Genomic DNA, 17,054 nt, shown 5'->3' with positions numbered 1-17,054 from the left:
GCACCTCCTTGAGCGGGGGTCGGACGCCTGAGGACGTGAGCGATCCGCCGTCACGTCCTTAAGGCCAACCGTACGCCGGTGTACTACCCCCGTCTAGCCACATGGGCGGCTTGGGCTAGCTATGAGGGGCCTTCGCTGGTCAACTAGCGTACGGATCATGGCCATCGACCGCGACGGGCCCGTCCCGCCCTACCAGCAGATCGCCGACACTCTCCGGAAACGCATCAAATCCGGCGAGATCCCGGCAGGGCGCCGCATCCCTTCGCTTGTCGAGCTTGAGCAGGAGTATGAGGTCGCCCGCGACACCCTTCGCAAAGCGATTCAGGTTCTGAAGGACGAGGGGCTCGTCCAGACAGTGCAGGGTATGGGCACTTTCGTCACAGAGCGAGCGCCCGAGGAAGCGGAGAACGGCCAGCGCTGACCCCGGCTTCGCACGCTTCCAGCCCGACGTGCGGCGAGGCGGCCATTGGCCGCATCTCCGCTGGTCATGTGGCAAGCGTGCAGTACCTGTCATCTGTTGTCAGCTCACATCACATGTCTGAGGCCGCCTACGGTCGCATTGTGAGCATTGATTTCGATGGCCCCGAGCCGCTCTACGAGCAGATCGCGGCGGTTCTCGCTGCTCGGATCGCCCAGGGCACCTATCCGCCCCGGCGACGTATCCCGTCCGAAGCCGCCATCTGTGAGGAGTTCGACGTCTCCCGTCCGACCGCTCGTTCCGCAGTGGCCCTTCTCGCCGACCGCGGCCTCGTCCACACCGTGAGGGGCAAGGGCACCTTCGTCACCGAACAGGGAGCGGAGGACGGCGCGGGCTGACACCGTCGTCGTGCGTTTTCCAGGCCGAAACGACGGAATGGCGCGGAGACAGGTTCGTGGATGGCCTGCGGGGCGCGTTGGCGCAGGTCGCCGGGCAGAGGTCGGACTTCTGGGACGGTGCGTTAGCCGAGGTATTCGGGGGTGGCGGGGGTGATGACCTCGTGGCCGGTGGCGGTGATGAGGATGTTGTTCTCGTAGTTGACGCCACCGAGAGCGGGGATCGCGATCCGGCGTTCCAGGGCCAGGCACATTCCCGGTTCGAGGGTCTCGTCGGTGTCGGTGGTGATCCACGGGGGCTCGAACGACAGGCCGAGGCCGTGGCCCCAGGCGCCGCCCATCTGTGACTCGGGGACGCCGTGCCTGCGGGCGAAAGCCGAAGCGGCCATGACCTCCTCGCAGCGACGCGCCACGTCAGCGAGCCTCGCTCCCGGACGCAGTAGGGCCGTTCCCGCCTCGACGCTGTCGTGCACGGCGTCGAGCATCTCCCGTTGTTCGGGAGTTGGGTTGCCGCCGACCACGCGGGTGCGCGCAAAGTCGAAGAGGTAGCCCTCCATCGAGCCGTACATGTCGATGCGCAGAAGATCGCCCTCGTCCAGGCGGCGCGTCGAGGAGGCGGTGCCCGGACCGGACGGGGCGAAGGTGTGCGACGCATCGCCGGACGAAATGCCCATGCCGTAATAGGCGCCGCCCGCGCGGACGATCTCGGCGATCGCGGTCGCGGCGACCTCGGCCTCCGTCACGCCGGGGACGGCGGACGCCATCGCCGCGTCCATGGCCCGGACGCCGACCGCGCCCGCCGCCCTCATCAGGTCCAGCTCAGCCGGGCTCTTCACGCGGCGCAACCGCCAGCCGAGGTGATCGGCGTTGATCAGGTCGTGATCGGGCAGGGCCGAACGGAGGTCCGTCCACCAGGGCCACGCCAGCATCGGGGAGCCGAGCACGCCGAGTCGTCCGCCGCCGGACACCCGGGCTTCCTCGGCCAGGGCTTTCACCAGATCGGCGTCCGTGCGGATCCGGTCGGCCACAGGCTGCGGATCCTGGATGATCCCGGCGTCGGTCAGCAGGGTCGCGGGGCCGTTGACGGGCAGCACGAAAGCCATATGGCCCTGTGCCCGCCACATACCGGGGACGTCCGGTACTCGCGGCTGGTGCTGGTAGTAACCGCTGAAGTAATAGACGTCGGCATAACCGTCCTGCGAGGAACCGCCGCGCGACCAAGCGATCAGGCCGTCGAGACCCGCATCCGCCGCCAGGCGCCTGCCCGCGTCCTGCCGTACCAGATATTCCTCGGTCGGTATCGACCGCACGATCAGCCCCCTTTAGATCGTCCCTCGGCACTCACCACGTTAGGCACCGGATCACGCGTCCGTTCACCGCGCCCCCGACCAAGGACTTCGGAGCCCGAACCAACGGGTTCGCATTAGTGCGCGAGTAGGGCGCAGTCATATTTGCGCGTTGGGACGGCGGGCTCGGATCAACGTCGGCGTGGCGTAGCCGGTGCGTGAACGGCAACCCTTGCGGCTCGTGCGCATCCCTCGGCGGCGTCCAGGAGCTCTTGCGGGACGTGTCCAACCACTGTCCAGGCTCCTTTCAGGCATCGCATCTTTGCTGGTCATAGGGGCTCTGACAGTTTGACGACACCGGATCTCTTGTTGACAGCCGCGGAAATCGTGACGCTTTCGACCTTGCGAGCCACTCGCGGGCCGACCGCTCCGGCTCGCGACACGTCCCAGCTTCGCAACGGGGAGAACCGATGAAGCCGCTTTCCAGCGCCGCCGGCCTCACGGCGGTCGTCTTGCTCGCCTCTCTGGCGGGCGCGTCCGGGGCCTCGGCGGCGCCTCTACCGAAACCCAAGGCGCTGCCGAGCGTGAATATGGAGGCCGTCGTCAAGGCGGCCCAGATCGACCCGCAACGGCCGGACAACACGTTGACGCCGGGCGCCAAGGCCAGCGTCCTTCTGGTCGAGAAGGCGCTTCTCGATCGGCATCTGCTCGACAAGAAGTGGGTGGACGGCTATTTCGGCACGACGACGATCGCCGCCTACGCGAAATACCAGAAGTCGCTCGGCTATAGCGGGCTCGGCGCGACCGGACTGCCGGGAAAAGCGTCGCTCGTCAAGCTCGGCGAAGGCCGTTTCAAGGTCACTCACATCATCACGCCCGGCGCGCGGGTGAAGGTCGGCGCGTTCGTCGTCAATACCCGCACCCAGAAGATGCTCGACGAGGCTCAGCGGCTGCTCCATCGCAGGCTGACCCTCGATCAGGGGTCCTACAACCCCGGCGGTGACCCGACCTCCGCCGGCACCCACGACGGCGGGGGCGTCGTGGACGTGGACGTCAAGGGGATGAGCGCCGAAACCCGCGTTTCGGTCGCCCGGACGTTGCGGCGCGTCGGGTTCGCCGCCTGGGTGCGCAATCCCGCGCAGGGCGACTGGCCCTGGCACATCCACGCCGCCGCGATCAGCGACACGGACCTCTCCGGCCCCGCCCAGCACCAGATCGGCGCCTACTACCTCGGCCTGAACGGACTGGCCGACCACGGCCCGGACGACGGCCCGAAGGTGCCCATCCGCACCTGGGAGGAGTACCTGCGCCTCCACTGACCCGTCCGCAACCCCGCCGGCCCGCTGACCGGTCCGAGATCCACCGACCCGTCCGGATTACGAAACCCCGCACCGCAAAGAGATGGAGACAGGCATGCGCACTTTCAGCAAGTTCCTCACCGCGGCGACCGCCGCGGCGGCGCTCGGCGGTGCCGTCGTCGCGTCCGCTTCGCCCGCGATGGCGGCGGGACGGAACGGCGTCTGCGACCCCGGCGAGTTCTGCTACTACTTCAACAGCGGCGAGAAGGGATCGGTCTCCGACTTCACCGGATCGGTCGCCGACTACGGCGCCAAGCAGCCCTCCTGCTACGACTTCAAGGGCGCGGGCAACGGCCGGGGCGTCTGCGTCAAGAACAACGCGGCCTCCGTGTGGAACCGCAGCGGCAGCACCGTGCGGGTCTACTACAACAGCCGCTACGGCGGCCATTACCAGGATTTCGGTCCTGGCGCCCGGGGCAACCTGGACTCCGTCCTGAAGAACCAGAACGCCTCGCACCAGTTCCTCGGCTCCACCCCGCCGCCTCCCACCCGCACGAACCTGTCGTGGGCGCTGTACCAGGCGAGCGGCGGGCGCATCACCTGCGGTTTCGACGGCTACACCAGCACGCCCGGACGCCACGAGGGCATCGACATCGCCCGCGGCATCGGCTCCAGCGTCCACGCCCTGGTCGCCGGCCAGATCATCAACGTCGCCTGGGGACACACCGGTTCGTCCGGTCTGTCCACGATCGCCGTCTACAACGCCTCGCTCGGCCGGACGATCATCTACCTGCACTCCGCCCCGCTGGGTTCGCTGCGCACCGGCCAGTGGATCAGCAAGGGCCAGGTCATCGCGTCCGAGTCCTACCGCGGCGTCTCGGGACCGGGCGGCGCGCACACCCACGTGGAGATGCGGGTCGGCCGCTGGACGCTCGCGGCGAAGAGCGTCGGCGACTGGCACCTCGAGAACCCGAACCCCACCCAGTTCTGGATCTCCCAGGGCTACAACGTCCGCTGACGCCACCCGGCCCGGCCCACGCGAAGCCAGGCCCACGCGAAAACCGGCCCACGCGAAGCCCCACCCAAACGAAACCCCGCCAACGCGAAGCCCCGCCCACGCGAAGCCCGACCCCAAGCGAAGGATGACCGTGTCGAAACGAACCACGCGGGCCCTCAGCGTCGCCGCAGCCGCGATGACGCTCGGCGGAGCGGTGATAGCCACCGCGGCCCCCGCCATGGCGGCCGGACGCAACGGCGTCTGCGACCCCGGCGAGTTCTGCTACTACTTCAACAGCGGCGAGAAGGGATCGGTCTCGGACTTCACCGGATCGGTCGCCGACTACGGCGCCAAGCAGCCCTCCTGCTACGACTTCAAGGGCCCGGGCGCAGGAAAGGGCATCTGCGTCAAGAACAACGCCGCGTCCGTCTGGAACCGCAGCAACGTCACCGTCCGCGTCTACTACAACAGCCGCTACGGCGGTCGCTACCAGGACGTACGCGCGGGCGCGCGCGGCAATCTCGACTTGGCGCTGAAGAACCAGAACGCCTCGCACCAGTTCATGTACACCACGCCTCCGCCTCCCCCGCCGCCACCGAACAGCTGCAAGACGGACGGCTCTAACACGCGCGTTCCGTCCTCGATCCTCGTCTACCGGACGGGTCTCCACCGCGTCGACCGGGTGGACTTCAGGACGTACGTCAAGAACGTCCTCCCGAACGAGTGGGTGTCGAGCTGGCCGCGGGAGTCCCTGCGCGCAGGGGCGATGGCCGTGAAGAACTACGGCTGGTACTGGGCGATGCACTCGACGCGTAAGACGTCCTGGGGCCAGTGCTTCGACGTCTACGACAGCACGTCGAGCCAGGTGTACCGTCCGGGCTCCGCTACGGCGTCCACGAATTCCGCGGTGGACGCGACGTGGGGCACGCGGATGACCCGCAGCGGAAGCATCTTCCAGGCGCAGTACTGCTCCACCTCGTCCGCCTGCGGGGCGTGGCGCGACGGCGAGTGGATGTCGCAGTTCGGCTCGCGCGACAAGGCCAACGCGGGATGGAACTTCGCCAGCATCCTCAGGTACTACTACCGCGGGATCGTCGTCTCCTGATCCGCTGACGGACTGACCGGATCCCTGGTTCCCGCTGTGGTCGCGCCATAGGGGAACCAGGGATTACGGCTCGTCCACGATGATCTGGAAGTTCACCGGACGCTTCCCGGGAAACGCGACAGTTCCCGTCGCGTCCAGCATCTTGAACCGCACGTAGCAGAGGCCCGGTTTGGACGGCGTGACGATGTCGGTCGAGATGTCGACCGACGCTCCGGGCGGGGTGTCCTCGATCGGGACGTGCGTGGCGGTCCGGCACTGGTCGGGACGCTGCGGCAGGTCCAGCCGGGCCAGCGAGTACCCCGTCCAGGGCACCTTTCCGATGTTCTTGATCCGCCAGGTCTTCGTGACCTTCTTGCCAGGGGCGACATGCGTGCAGTCGGGCAGCGTGACGTCCTTGACGAAGATGGACGCGTCGCCCTCGTGCGCGGGCGCGGACGGCGACGGCTGTGGCGCGTGCACCGGGCAGGACGACCCGGACGTCCCCGCCTCGGAGGTCGCCCCGGACGGGTTCAGGTTGTGTCCGGCAGGCTCGGAGGAGCCGTCGTTGAGGAAGACCACGCCGACGACCACGCCTCCGGTGACGACCGCCGCCGCCACCGTCGCCGCTACCGGGCGGCTCAGGCGGAACCGTTTCCGCCGTTCCGCCTCCGGGACGGCCAGGAGGACATCTCCGGTAGGCGCGTCTACCGAGTGCGCGTCCTCAGGAAGCCTCGCGCCAAGCGCCCCGTTGGTCGCGAGTATTTCGCCTGTCGTCTGGCCGCTCGGCAGGATCTCTGCGGACGATGCGTCCGTAGGAGTCTCAGCGGACGCGGTGACGATCGGATGGCCGCCGGTGGACACCGACCTCACCACGAGGTTCGCCTTCTCCCAGCGTTCACGGAACGCTTCGGGGTCCGCCCCGCACGCCTTGACGAACTCGACGGTGGTGGGCCAGCTCGGAAGCCGGTTGCCCTTCGTGGCCTCGTGCAGCGTCGCGTGCGAGATCGCCTTCGACCGGCCGGACATCTCCCGGAAAGACGGGTTGCCCACCGAATTCCGCAGTTCCCGGAGAACCGCCGCGAAGTGCTCGATCGCCTCCGCACGTGCACGCATGCCGTCCACCGGCTGAAGCTAACAGCGCCCCCACTCTTTACTCAAGCTTGAACATGCCCCTCCCGCTCATCGACGCCTCTAGAACCTGACCGGGACACAACAGGGCGGGCTCTACCAAAACGGTCCTGCGGTGATGCATGATCCCTCAACCGGCCCCTGCCCACCCGGCCGGCAGCTCGGGCCCCTGGAGGAGCCTTGTCCCGTTCCATCCGCCTACCCCGCATCGCCCTGACCACCGGTGTCGCGATCGCCGCGGCTTCCGGACTCGCCGCCGCGCCCGCCGTCGCGTCGCCCACCGCGCCCACCGCGCTCGCCGGCGCGGGCTACAGCACCGGCACCGGTCAGGTCTTCATGGTCAACCCCGTCCAGTCCTCCGGAGACGAGAACCTGACCGACGACAAGGACGCCGCCTCGGCCGTCCCCACCTCCGCGTACGCCACGGTCGCCCTGCGCAACCTGGACGGCAGCGGCAACCTCTCCGGACGCTGGGCCGTCGTCCGCTCGGAGACGGGCGCGCCCGCCTACTCACCCACCGGCGACTTCCGCTACACCCGCGACGTCGATCAGTTCGAGCAGGTCATGGCCTACTTCTGGGTCAACGAGGCGCAGGAGTACCTGCAGAGCCTCGGCTTCGGCAGCGAGCTGCCCGGCGCGAACGACAAGCCGCAGAACGTCCGGATCAACCAGTGGGGAGCCGACAACTCGTTCTTCACGGACAAGAAGCACGAGATCCGCTTCGGCAAGGGCGGTGTGGACGACGCGGAGGACGGCGAGGTGATCGTCCACGAGTACGGTCACGCCGTCCACGAGGCGCAGGTCCCCGGCTTCGGCACCTCCGAGGAGGCCGGCGCGATCGGCGAGGCGTGGGGCGACTACCTGGGCGTCGAGGTCGGCCTCGCCGCCGACGCGCGGTACGGCTGGCCGCGCAGGACCCCCGAGCCGTGCGTGGGCGACTGGGACTCCACGTCCTACACCACCACCGTCCCGCACTGCCTGCGCCGCCTCGACACCGGCAAGGTGTACGGGGACAAGGTGGGCGAAGTGCACGCCGACGGCGAGATCTGGTCCAACGCCCTGTGGGACATCCGCCAGGCGCTGGGCGCGCGCACCGCCGACCGGATCATCGTCAACGCCCAGTTCTCGTTCGCGCCCGACACCAGCTTCAGCGCCGCCGCCAAGACCACGGTCGCCACGGCCCGCTCGATGTACGGCGACAAGGCCGCCGAAACCGTCCGGCAGGCCTTCGCCGCTAGGCAGATCCCTGGTGTGTGACGCTTTCGCTACGAACTGAGGCATTCGGCTAGGTAGCACGGTCGCGCCGAGGGCGGTACTACGGGTACCGCCCTCGGTTTTAGGACGCCGCCAGACGGCGCTCGCCGGAGCTTTCGCAGGTCAGGACTCACTTTCGCAGTGGACAGCTCGCGCGCACCTCTTGTATACAAGTCGCATATTCTAAGGATGCAAGCCTTTCGAGACGAGAGGTCCCGCCGTGCCCGGAACGGACGAACCGCGCCCCGCCACGTCCGCGTGGAGGCCCGTCGCCGCCGCGATGTTCTGCTGCGGATGGGCGGGCAACCAGTTCACGCCGCTGCTGGTGATGTACCGGCGGCTCGGCGGCTACTCGCCGCTCACCGTGGATGCGATGCTCGGCGCTTACGTGCTCGGACTCGTCCCTGGTCTTCTCATCGGCGGCCCTGCGTCGGACCGGTATGGACGTCGGCCGCTCATGCTCGGTGGGACGGCCCTAGCGGCGATCGCGTGCGCAGTGCTCGCCGCCGGTCCCCTGGGCGTCGGTCCCATTTTCCTAGGCCGGATGCTGACCGGTGTAGCAGTCGGCGTCGCGATGGCCGTCGGGACGAGTTGGGTGAAGGAACTATCCGGAGCGCCCTTCGATCCGGACGCGTCGGCAGGCGCAGGCGCGCGACGGGCTTCCCTGGCGCTCACGGCCGGATTCGCGATGGGCGCGGGTGTCGCCGGGGCGCTCGCACAGTGGGCACCGTGGCCGATGGTGCTGCCCTATCTGCCGCCCATCGTCCTGTCCCTCACGGTGCTGACGATGTTGCCGAAGGTTCCGCAACTTTCTCCGGGACGGATCGAAGGGCCGCTATGGCGAGACCTACGCGTCCCCGCCGCAGGGCATCGGCGCTTCATCCGGGTCGTTCTCCCTACCGCACCGTGGATTTTCGGTGCGGCCGGGATCGCCTACGCCATCACGCCGCAACTCGAAGCCGACCGCATGGGCGACTGGCAGCTTCTCTATGCGACTGCGCTGACCGTCCTGACGTTGGGAACGGGCGTGGCGGTGCAACCGATCGCCAAGCGACTCGACTCGCTCTCTACTGCGCGCGGTGCGATGGCCGCCCTGGCGCTCGTCGCGCTAGGAACGCTCATGTGCGCGCTCAACGCAGGCCCTCGCTCACCGTGGGCAGGGCTGGCCGTGGCGATCGTCCTCGGGGCGGGCTACAGCATCGGGCTCGTGAACGGACTTCTGGAGATCCAACGCATCGCCACTGGACGAGACCTCGCGGGCCTCACGGGCGTCTTCTACGCGCTCACGTACACGGGCTTCCTGCTTCCCGCACTGCTGGCTCTCCTCTCCGACGCACTCTCCTACACAACCCTTCTACTGCTGGTGACGGTCGTGGTGCTCGCCTGCCTGAGCGTCGTGACCACCAACTCGCGTCGCCACCTACCCACGCGCGCGCACGAGCCGACCCGGCGGGACGCGCTGCGCAGCGATCAAGCCAACGCGCAGGCATGACACGTCCGCAACCGAGCCTGACGCTTGCGATACCGAGCCTGAGGCGTGCGACACCGAGCCTGACGCGTCCGATACCGCGCATGAGGCGTCCGATACGGAGCACGACGCGTCTGGCACAACGCGCAGTCTTCAGCGTTCGGTGCGTGCAGGCGGCGCGCGAGTGCATCGGCGCCGCTGCGCGAGTGCGATCTGCGGGACGATGACGATATGACCTTGCGCACGCCCGCCGCCGAACGCGCGTACTCGCACGTCAGGCGGAGCCTCCTGGACGGCACGCATCCCGGCGGCACGCTGCTGTCCGAGGCAGCGCTTGCCGAACACCTGGGCATTTCCAGGACGCCCGTACGGGAGGCGCTCCACCGGCTGGAGGCGGAGGGCTTCCTACGGCTCTACCCGAAGCGCGGCTGGCTGGTCGTCCCGGTGACCTTGACCGAAGGCCGGGAGACCATGGAGGCCCGGTTGCTGCTGGAGCTGTACGCGCTGGACCGCGTCGCCGCCATGGGCCCGGACAAGCTGCGCGAACTGGGACACGCGCTCGCCCCGGACGCCGACCCGAACCGTCCCGTCCGGGACGACGACTTCGTGGACATGGGGGCGTCCTTCCACAACCGGCTGCTGGCCGCGGCGGGCAACTCGGTCGTCCAGGACATGTACGCGCGGCTGTGGAACAAGCAGCTCCGCCTGACCGCGGGCTCGGTCGCCGACCCCGACAACGCGGCCGAGGACGTCGAGGAGCACGGCCGGATCGCGGCCGCTCTCCGCGACGCCGACGCCCCCCGGGCGCGACGGCTGCTGCAAGAACACGCGGGCGGAATCCTCCGCCGGCTGGGCCTCGGCGGGCACGACATCCGCCTGCCTCCACCGGCGAGCTGACCACATCGTCCCAGGTCAGCGCTATCGCGTCGGAGTTATCCACAGATCGCCGCGCCAGGCGCGAGTTCAGGTCGGCCGTGTCACCCTGGAGTGAACGCTCTTGACCACGAGAGCACCGGGTAAAGGATCGGGATGGATTTCAGAGACGACGCCGAGCTCGACGCCTCGCAGGTGGAGGACGCGCGCGGCGGGGGCGGTGGCCTGCCCGGCGGCATGATGATCGGCGGCGGCGCCGTCGGCGTCATCGTGACGATCGTCGCGCTGGTGTTCGGACTCAACCTGACCGGTGGCTCCGGAAGCGGCTCGCACCCGTCCGGCCAGATCGGCTCCGGGAGCAACCTCGCGGCCAAGTGCCGAACGGGCGCGGACGCCGACCAGTCTGCCGACTGCCGCATCGTCGGCACCGTCAACAGCGTCCAGAAGTACTGGTCGCAGGAGTTCGCCAACCAGGGGCGCCGCTACTCCCCGGCCAAGACGCGGCTGTTCAGCAACGCGACCCAGACCGGGTGCGGCTACGCGACCTCGCAGGTCGGCCCGTTCTACTGTCCCGCCGACCGCCGCGTCTACCTCGACCTGACCTTCTTCGACGAGCTGCAACGCGACTTCGGCGCGAAGGGCGGGCCGTTCGCGCAGGCCTACGTCGTCGGCCACGAGTACGGCCACCACATCCAGAACCTGCTCGGCACGATGAACAAGGTGAAGGCGAACGCCAAGGGCGCGACGAGCGGCTCCGTCCGGCTCGAACTCCAGGCCGACTGCTACGCCGGCACGTGGGCCAAGCACGCCGTGTCCACCGGCTTCCTGACCCGCCTCACGCAGGATGACGTCAACCAGGCCCTCGACGCCGCCGGAGCCGTGGGCGACGACCGCATCCAGCAGCGCGCGCAAGGCCACGTCAACCCGGACGGCTTCACCCACGGCACCGCCGCCCAGCGGCAGAAATGGTTCTCGACCGGCTACCAGACAGGAGACCCCGCCCAGTGCGACACCTTCTCCGGTTCCCTCTGACCCGTTCCCCACAACCCCAAGGACGCCCATGACCGCCACATCACGACAAGAACGCGCCATCGTCCCGTGCCGAACCCGCGCTCCACGCCCCCGAAGGGCGCACACACCGTCCGCCGCCCGCAAGACCGTAAACTCGAAACCGTGATCTTCAAGGCGGTTGGCGACGGAAAGCCCTATCCGGAGCACGGCCTGTCCTCCCGGGACTGGGCCAAGATCCCGCCGCGCCAGGTCCGGCTCGACCAGCTCATCAGCACCAAGCGCGAACTCGACCTGGGGTCCCTGCTCGCCAAGGACTCCACCTTCTACGGCGATCTGTTCCCCCACGTCGTCCAGTGGAAGGGCGAGCTGTACCTGGAAGACGGCCTCCACCGAGCCCTCCGCGCCGCCCTCCAGCAACGCCTGGTCCTCCATGCCCGAATCCTCGACCTGGACGTCGTCGACCTGGGCAACCCCTAACTCGACAGCCCCCCTCCCCGCCACCGCGACGCTCCCCGCTTCCCACGTCCTGGCTCGCGCACCACGTCCGTTGGCTCGCGCACCACGTCCCTGGCTCGCGCACCACGGCCCCAGGCCAGCGCGCACGATCCCGTGCGCATGAGCCAGGCCCCGTCCCGCCCATAAGGGGTGAGCCGGCCCCCACATGCCCCGAATTTCCGGTGCACCGCCCCGATATGGCACGACGTCAGCGTCGCTTGTGTGGACGCGGGTTTTTTGCGTGGGTGGCCGAGGTGCTGCGTGTGGGGCGGGAGGGGCCGGACGGACGGCGGGTTGTTGGATGGGTGGTGAGGATGGCACTCGGGGACTGGGGTTGGAGCGCAGGATGAAGGCAGTTCGTTTCCATCGGTTCGGGGGACCGGAGGTTCTGGAGATCGAAGAGCTTCCTGATCCGCACCCAGGGGCCGGGCAGGTGCGGATCGCGGTGCGGGCCGCGGGGGTGAACCCGAGCGACTGGAAGAAACGCCAGGGGCTAATGGATCAGGAGCTTCCGCAGAGCATGGGCCACGAGGCCGCGGGGGTGGTGGACGAGATCGGCGAAGGGGTCACGGACGTGGCCGTCGGCGATCGTGTCTTCGGCTTCTCCGGGGAGGGGACCGCGCAGGCCGAGCTGGCGGTGCTGGATCACTACGCGCCCATCCCGCCCACGCTCGACTTCGCGAGCGCCGCCGCGCTGCCCGCCGCGCTCGAGACGGCCACGCGCGCGCTCGACCAGCTCGGTGTCGGGGACGGCGTCACGCTGCTCATCAACGGCGCTTCCGGAAGCGTCGGCAGCGCCGCCGTCCAGCTCGCCGTGGCGCGCGGAGCGCGTGTGATCGGCACGGCCGGTCCAGCGAACCACGACTACCTTCGCTCGCTCGGGGCCGAGCCCGTCGCTTACGGAGAGGGCATGTCTCAGCGGGTGCGCGCGCTCGCGCCGGACGGCGTCGACTTCGCGCTCGACGTCGCCGGAAGTGGAGTGCTTCCCGAGCTGACCGACCTCGCGGGCGGCGCGGAGCATGTCATCACGGTCGCTGACTTCGCCGGGGCCCAAGAGCATGGCGTGCGTTTCAGCCGCGGTGACGCCGGACGCGCCGTCCATGTCATCAACGAGATCGGCGAGCTGATCGAGTCCGGCCGCTTCGCTCCGCCGACGGTGCATACCTTCCCGCTAGCCGACGTCGCCGAGGCGCACCGGGTGAGCGAGCACGGCCGCGTCCGGGGAAAGCTCGTGCTGCTGGTCTCCTGACACGGACGCCCGCGCGAACCCGACGTCCCGACCCGGGACGCCGCGATCAAGGTGAAGGGACGACCGCAGACTCTTCCAGTCTCAAACCGAACGCGGAGGAGGACGAACACGGCCAGCATGGCGATAAGCGGTGCCATGCTGGCCGAACAGCGCGATCGTCCGAGGCCTCGGTGCGGCCGAGGGCGCCGGCCCCTGTCACGATCACGGCGATCGTCCGTCAGCCCCGGGCTGGAAACCGGAGGGCCCTGGACGACCGGACGACTCACGGCTGTCGTCTGAGCCGCCTTCCGGACGGAGGGTGGGTCAGCGCGTCCGAGCGGGCTCGCGGACGGAGAGCGCCGCCTCGGTCTCGATCAGCTGCTCCAGCTCCGATTCGGCCGTGGTCGCGCTCGGCTGGACGAAGCCGGGCCGCGAGGCCAGCACACCGAGGATCACCTCGGGGACGATCAGGACGAACAGCAGCCCGAGGGAGATCGTCCAGCCACCGGTCAGGTCGTGCAGCAGGCCGACCGCCAGCGGGCCGACACCGGCGAGGAGATAGCCCGCGGTCTGCGCCATCCCGGACAGCCGCGCGGCGATCATCGGGCTCGGCGACCGCAGGTTGAGCAGGGTGAACGCCAGCGGGAAGGCGCTGCCCGTGCCGAGGCCGAGGAAGGCCACCCAGAGCCATCCGGCGGACGGCGCGACGAGCAGCCCGCCGATGCCGAGGACCATCGTCACGGCGACCCCGAGCACCAGGGCGCTCTGGTGGCGCATCCGGGCGGCGGCGACCGGGGTCGCGAAGCCCAGCGGGATACCGATCAGCATCATCACCGAGACCATCACGCCCGCCTCGCCGGCGGCGAAGCCGTGATCCCGCATGATCTGCGGCAGCCACGACATCAGGACGTAGAACATGAGCGACGCCAGGCCCATGAACCCCGCGACGAACCAGGCCAGCGGCGAACGCAGCAGCGTGCCGCCCTCGGCCTCGGCCTGCCCCAGCGACGACGAACGCTGAACGGCAGCGTCCGACTCGCCGACCGCAGACCCGGAAACGGGCGCCACCGCAGCCGCGACCGCGGACCCGGCGGAAGACGCGGCGGAGGACCCAGCGGAAGACGCGGCAACGGGCGCGGCGGTGGATGCGGCGGCGGAACCGGCGGAAGACGCCGCGGCGGGCGCGGCAGCGGGCCCGGCGGGGGACGCGGCGGCGGGCGCGGCAGCGGGCCCGGCGGGGGACGCGGCGGGAAGCGTTGCGGCGCGGCGGGCTCGGCGTGAGCGCAGGGCCAGCGGTCCCCAGACCAGGACCGCGATCAGCGACGGGACGGCCCACACCGCGAGCGCCAGCCGCCATCCGCCCGCGCCGTCCAGCGGGACGGCCAGCCCGGCGGCGATCGCGCCGCTGCCCGCCATCAGCATCATCGCGAGACCCGTCAGCGACCCCACCCGGCTCGGGAAGGCGCGCTTGATCACCGCGGGCATCAGCACGTTGCCCATCGCGATGCCCGCGCCCGCGAGCACCGTCCCGCCGAACAGCGCGGGCTGCGCCGGGACGGCCCGCAGCGCGATCCCGACCGTGATCAGGACGAGCGCGACCGCGATCGCCGCCTCCGCGCCGATCCGCCGCGCGAGCACGGGCGCGGCCGAGGCGAACAGCCCGAGGCAGAGCACGGGGAGCGTCGTCAGCACGCTGACCTCGACGCCGCTCAGGTGCAGCGAATCCTGCAGGTCACCGAGGACCGGGGCGACGCCGGTGATCGCGGCGCGCAGGTTCACGGTGAGCAGGACGAGCCCGGCGAGGGTCCAGAGTGCCGTCAGTCGCGAGACGGCCGGGGCGGGGGTGCGTGTCGTGGTAGTCATGATCCTTCGGTCCTGGCCGCCGCCGGCGCGGCGACATCGTCGTGATCTGTCTGGTGGCCATGTCCGCGGCGCCGATGCCGCCTTGTTCTGGTGCGCCCCGAAAGGCCCGGCTACAAACGGCTCACAGGCCGCCGAGCCGCCGGCTGCTGTTCGGCCCGTCCCAAGAGCTCGGGCATGCCGCATCGCCTGGCGAGAGGGCTGCCCGTGGGGACGGACGCCATGGAGCCGAAACCGGCGAAGTGGCCGAAAAGACGGTCCCCTCAAGCGGGGTCAAGGGACGCGACGCTGCGTCACCACGATCACGGCCAGCGGGCTTGACCAGGAGCGTTGCCGCGCTGCATCGCTCCGGCCCGCCGCAACCGAGCGCTCTGGGAGGGAGCGCTGGCTCGCCGGCCGTAACTCGTACCGTTCTTTCGGAAAAGGGGCGATACGACGGGTCAGGGGACGTCGGGAACGGAACGTTCGACGTCGTCACCGGGAGGGTGGTCGCCGGCCGTCTCGTCCAGGATCCGGTCGAGACATCGGCGCGCGGCGGACGCCGCGGCTTCGCCGTCGCCCGCGGTGATGGCGGCCGCGATGGGGGCGTGCGGGATGTCGGCGTGCTCGACCAGCGGCCCGGCCGCGCCGATGCTCGCGCGCAGCGCCGCGCTGAAGTCGCGGTACAGCTCGATGAGCATGCCGTTGTGGGTGGCTTCCACGACGGCGGTGTGGAACGCGAGGTCGGCCTCGACGAACTCGGCGTGCTCGCGGGCGGCCCACGCGGCATCGCGCAGGACGAGCGCGGCCTCGATCGCCGAGATGTCGGCGGGCGTGCGGCGGGCGGCGGCCGACCGCGCGGCCTCCACCTCCAGCCCGCGCCGGACCTCGAGGATCTCGACGAACTCGGCGCGTTCCAGCCGGCGCCGCATGGCACCGGACATCTCGCTCGTCGCACGCACGTACGTGCCGTCTCCCTGGCGGCTCTCCAGGATTCCGGCGTGCGTGAGCGCCCGGACGGCCTCGCGCACGGTGTTCCGGCCCACGCCGAGGCTCTCCGACAGCGCCGGCTCGGGCGGGATCCGGCCGCCGACCGGCCAGGCCCCCGCGACGATCTCGTCCCTGAGCTGGTCGATCACCTGCTCGACGAGGGACGAGCGGCGAGCTGTCCGCAGAGTCACGTTCCTCCTCACAGGGCACGTAGGACGGGCTTGGCCTCCGGTGAACCAATCATCCCATGTCTCCATGTTAGGACGTCGCGCGCCGGTAATTCATTCCTTCCCGAGGTGGTACTGATCACCTACCCGACGGTGACACCACGCCCTCGTTCGCGTGCCGCCGCCAGGATCAGCGAAACGGCGGCGATGTCCTGCGGGATGACGCCGACGGACTTGTAAAGCGTGATCTCGTCCGGGTTCGTCCGCCCCGGCCGCGTGCCTTCGATCACTTCCCCCAGTTCGGCCCGCACGTGCTCCGCGGTGATCACGCCTCGCTCCAGGGGCTCGGCGAGGTCGAGGTTCGGCGGGACGGCCCCCAGCGCGGCCCGCCGCGACTCGACGAACAGCGCCGCGCCGGCGACGGTCGCGTCGTCCACCTCGCGCCCGCGCGGGTTGTAGCCGATCGAGGTGACGTGGGTGCCGGGGGCGAGCCAGGCACGACGGATCACCGGCTCGACCGCGTAGGTCGCGCCGCACACGATGTCCGCGCCGTCGCATCCCTCCTCGTAGGAGGCGACAGCACGCACCGGGACATCGCCGGACATCTCGTCGGCGAAGGCCCGCGATCGCTCGAACTCACGTCCCGCGACCCGGATCTCCCGCAAGGTACGCGCGTACGGCAACGCTCGCACGTGCGCGCGGGCCTGCGGGCCGGTTCCGAAAACCGCGGCGACCGACGCGTCCGGACGCGCCAGCAGGCGTGCCGAAAGCGCCGCGCACGCCGCCGTCCGGACCGCGGTGATGTACGTCCCGTCCAAGAACGCTGCGGGCTCCCCCGTTCGCGCGTCGAACGCCACCACCACGGCCTGCCGGACCGGCACCTCGCTCCCGGCGTTCCCCGGAAACACCGAGACGAGCTTGCTGATCAGCAACTTCGCGGACGGCGCGTAGCCGGGCATGTCGAGCAGCAACGCGTCCTCGTCCGGCACCGGCGCCACCGTCCGGTCCGGAACCGCCGCCCTCCCCGCCGAGAGGTCGGCCATGGCCGGTGCCAGGGCGTCCACCAGCGCCCCGACGTCCAGCAACTCCTCCACGTCCGCCCGCGAAAGCACGATCACGTCCG

The 17,054-nt window shown here is 69.9% G+C and carries 16 protein-coding genes; 11 read left to right on the top strand and 5 right to left on the bottom strand.

The genetic code is table 11. From position 1 onward, the window contains the following. The first annotated feature begins 157 nt into the window (after positions 1 to 157). Both ACFPCY_RS16155 and ACFPCY_RS16150 read left to right on the top strand, forming a co-directional pair. Entirely contained in the window at positions 158 to 421 is a 264-nt protein-coding gene (locus ACFPCY_RS16155; RefSeq protein WP_378255880.1) for a GntR family transcriptional regulator, read from the top strand. Positions 422 to 489: 68 nt separating this feature from the next. Continuing rightward, positions 490 to 816, top strand: a complete 327-nt coding sequence (locus ACFPCY_RS16150; protein WP_378255878.1) for a GntR family transcriptional regulator — start codon at positions 490 to 492, stop codon at positions 814 to 816. Between the two features lie 122 nt (positions 817 to 938). On the opposite strand, the gene ACFPCY_RS16145 is transcribed toward ACFPCY_RS16150, so the two are convergent. Next, on the bottom strand, positions 939 to 2,123 hold the full coding sequence (locus tag ACFPCY_RS16145; RefSeq protein WP_378255876.1) for a M24 family metallopeptidase: 1,185 nt from the start codon (positions 2,121 to 2,123) through the stop codon (positions 939 to 941). 446 nt (positions 2,124 to 2,569) lie between these two features. Between ACFPCY_RS16145 and ACFPCY_RS16140 the strand changes: the two genes are divergently transcribed. The 3 genes from ACFPCY_RS16140 (at position 2,570) to ACFPCY_RS16130 (ending at position 5,499) form a co-directional block, all read left to right on the top strand. After that, positions 2,570 to 3,418 carry a peptidoglycan-binding domain-containing protein gene (locus ACFPCY_RS16140; RefSeq protein ID WP_378255874.1) on the top strand — a complete coding sequence of 283 codons (849 nt, stop codon included), beginning with the start codon at positions 2,570 to 2,572 and terminating at the stop codon, positions 3,416 to 3,418. A 94-nt stretch (positions 3,419 to 3,512) separates the two neighbouring features. Beyond that, positions 3,513 to 4,415, top strand: coding sequence for a peptidase inhibitor family I36 protein (locus tag ACFPCY_RS16135; RefSeq protein ID WP_378255872.1), 903 nt, complete (start codon positions 3,513 to 3,515; stop codon positions 4,413 to 4,415). Between the two features lie 130 nt (positions 4,416 to 4,545). Next, positions 4,546 to 5,499: a SpoIID/LytB domain-containing protein gene (locus ACFPCY_RS16130; RefSeq protein ID WP_378255870.1), complete on the top strand. Its 954-nt coding sequence runs from the start codon at positions 4,546 to 4,548 to the stop codon at positions 5,497 to 5,499. A 63-nt stretch (positions 5,500 to 5,562) separates the two neighbouring features. On the opposite strand, the gene ACFPCY_RS16125 is transcribed toward ACFPCY_RS16130, so the two are convergent. Then, positions 5,563 to 6,591 carry an NBR1-Ig-like domain-containing protein gene (locus tag ACFPCY_RS16125; RefSeq protein ID WP_378255868.1) on the bottom strand — a complete coding sequence of 343 codons (1,029 nt, stop codon included), beginning with the start codon at positions 6,589 to 6,591 and terminating at the stop codon, positions 5,563 to 5,565. Positions 6,592 to 6,786: 195 nt separating this feature from the next. On the opposite strand from ACFPCY_RS16125, the gene ACFPCY_RS16120 reads away from it, so the two are divergent. From ACFPCY_RS16120 to ACFPCY_RS16095, 6 genes are all read left to right on the top strand, one after another. Beyond that, positions 6,787 to 7,863 (top strand): M4 family metallopeptidase, encoded by a 1,077-nt coding sequence (locus ACFPCY_RS16120; protein ID WP_378255866.1) that lies wholly within the window; start codon positions 6,787 to 6,789, stop codon positions 7,861 to 7,863. Between the two features lie 217 nt (positions 7,864 to 8,080). Further along, positions 8,081 to 9,352, top strand: coding sequence for an MFS transporter (locus tag ACFPCY_RS16115; RefSeq protein WP_378255864.1), 1,272 nt, complete (start codon positions 8,081 to 8,083; stop codon positions 9,350 to 9,352). Positions 9,353 to 9,559: 207 nt separating this feature from the next. Further along, positions 9,560 to 10,225, top strand: coding sequence for a GntR family transcriptional regulator (locus ACFPCY_RS16110; RefSeq protein WP_378255862.1), 666 nt, complete (start codon positions 9,560 to 9,562; stop codon positions 10,223 to 10,225). A gap of 132 nt (positions 10,226 to 10,357) precedes the next feature. Further along, positions 10,358 to 11,233 (top strand): KPN_02809 family neutral zinc metallopeptidase, encoded by an 876-nt coding sequence (ypfJ, locus tag ACFPCY_RS16105; protein WP_378255860.1) that lies wholly within the window; start codon positions 10,358 to 10,360, stop codon positions 11,231 to 11,233. Positions 11,234 to 11,374: 141 nt separating this feature from the next. Further along, positions 11,375 to 11,689 (top strand): type II toxin-antitoxin system VapB family antitoxin, encoded by a 315-nt coding sequence (locus ACFPCY_RS16100; RefSeq protein WP_378255858.1) that lies wholly within the window; start codon positions 11,375 to 11,377, stop codon positions 11,687 to 11,689. A 364-nt stretch (positions 11,690 to 12,053) separates the two neighbouring features. Continuing rightward, on the top strand, positions 12,054 to 12,956 hold the full coding sequence (locus ACFPCY_RS16095; protein WP_378256448.1) for an NADP-dependent oxidoreductase: 903 nt from the start codon (positions 12,054 to 12,056) through the stop codon (positions 12,954 to 12,956). Between the two features lie 303 nt (positions 12,957 to 13,259). Here ACFPCY_RS16095 and ACFPCY_RS16090 read toward each other — a convergent pair whose 3' ends face one another. From ACFPCY_RS16090 to ACFPCY_RS16080, 3 genes are all read right to left on the bottom strand, one after another. Further along, positions 13,260 to 14,798: a CynX/NimT family MFS transporter gene (locus ACFPCY_RS16090; RefSeq protein WP_378255856.1), complete on the bottom strand. Its 1,539-nt coding sequence runs from the start codon at positions 14,796 to 14,798 to the stop codon at positions 13,260 to 13,262. 437 nt (positions 14,799 to 15,235) lie between these two features. Next, a complete protein-coding gene (locus ACFPCY_RS16085) occupies positions 15,236 to 15,955 on the bottom strand; it encodes a FadR/GntR family transcriptional regulator (protein WP_378255853.1) in 720 nt (239 codons plus the stop codon). Between the two features lie 119 nt (positions 15,956 to 16,074). After that, positions 16,075 to 17,049 carry an ornithine cyclodeaminase family protein gene (locus ACFPCY_RS16080; RefSeq protein WP_378255851.1) on the bottom strand — a complete coding sequence of 325 codons (975 nt, stop codon included), beginning with the start codon at positions 17,047 to 17,049 and terminating at the stop codon, positions 16,075 to 16,077. Positions 17,050 to 17,054: the final 5 nt, after the last annotated feature.

Source organism: Actinomadura gamaensis, from assembly GCF_042652125.1.
Lineage (GTDB): Bacteria > Actinomycetota > Actinomycetes > Streptosporangiales > Streptosporangiaceae > Spirillospora > Spirillospora gamaensis.
The sequence above is the reverse complement of the archived record's forward strand: the minus strand, read 5'-3'. Positions and strand labels throughout refer to the sequence as shown.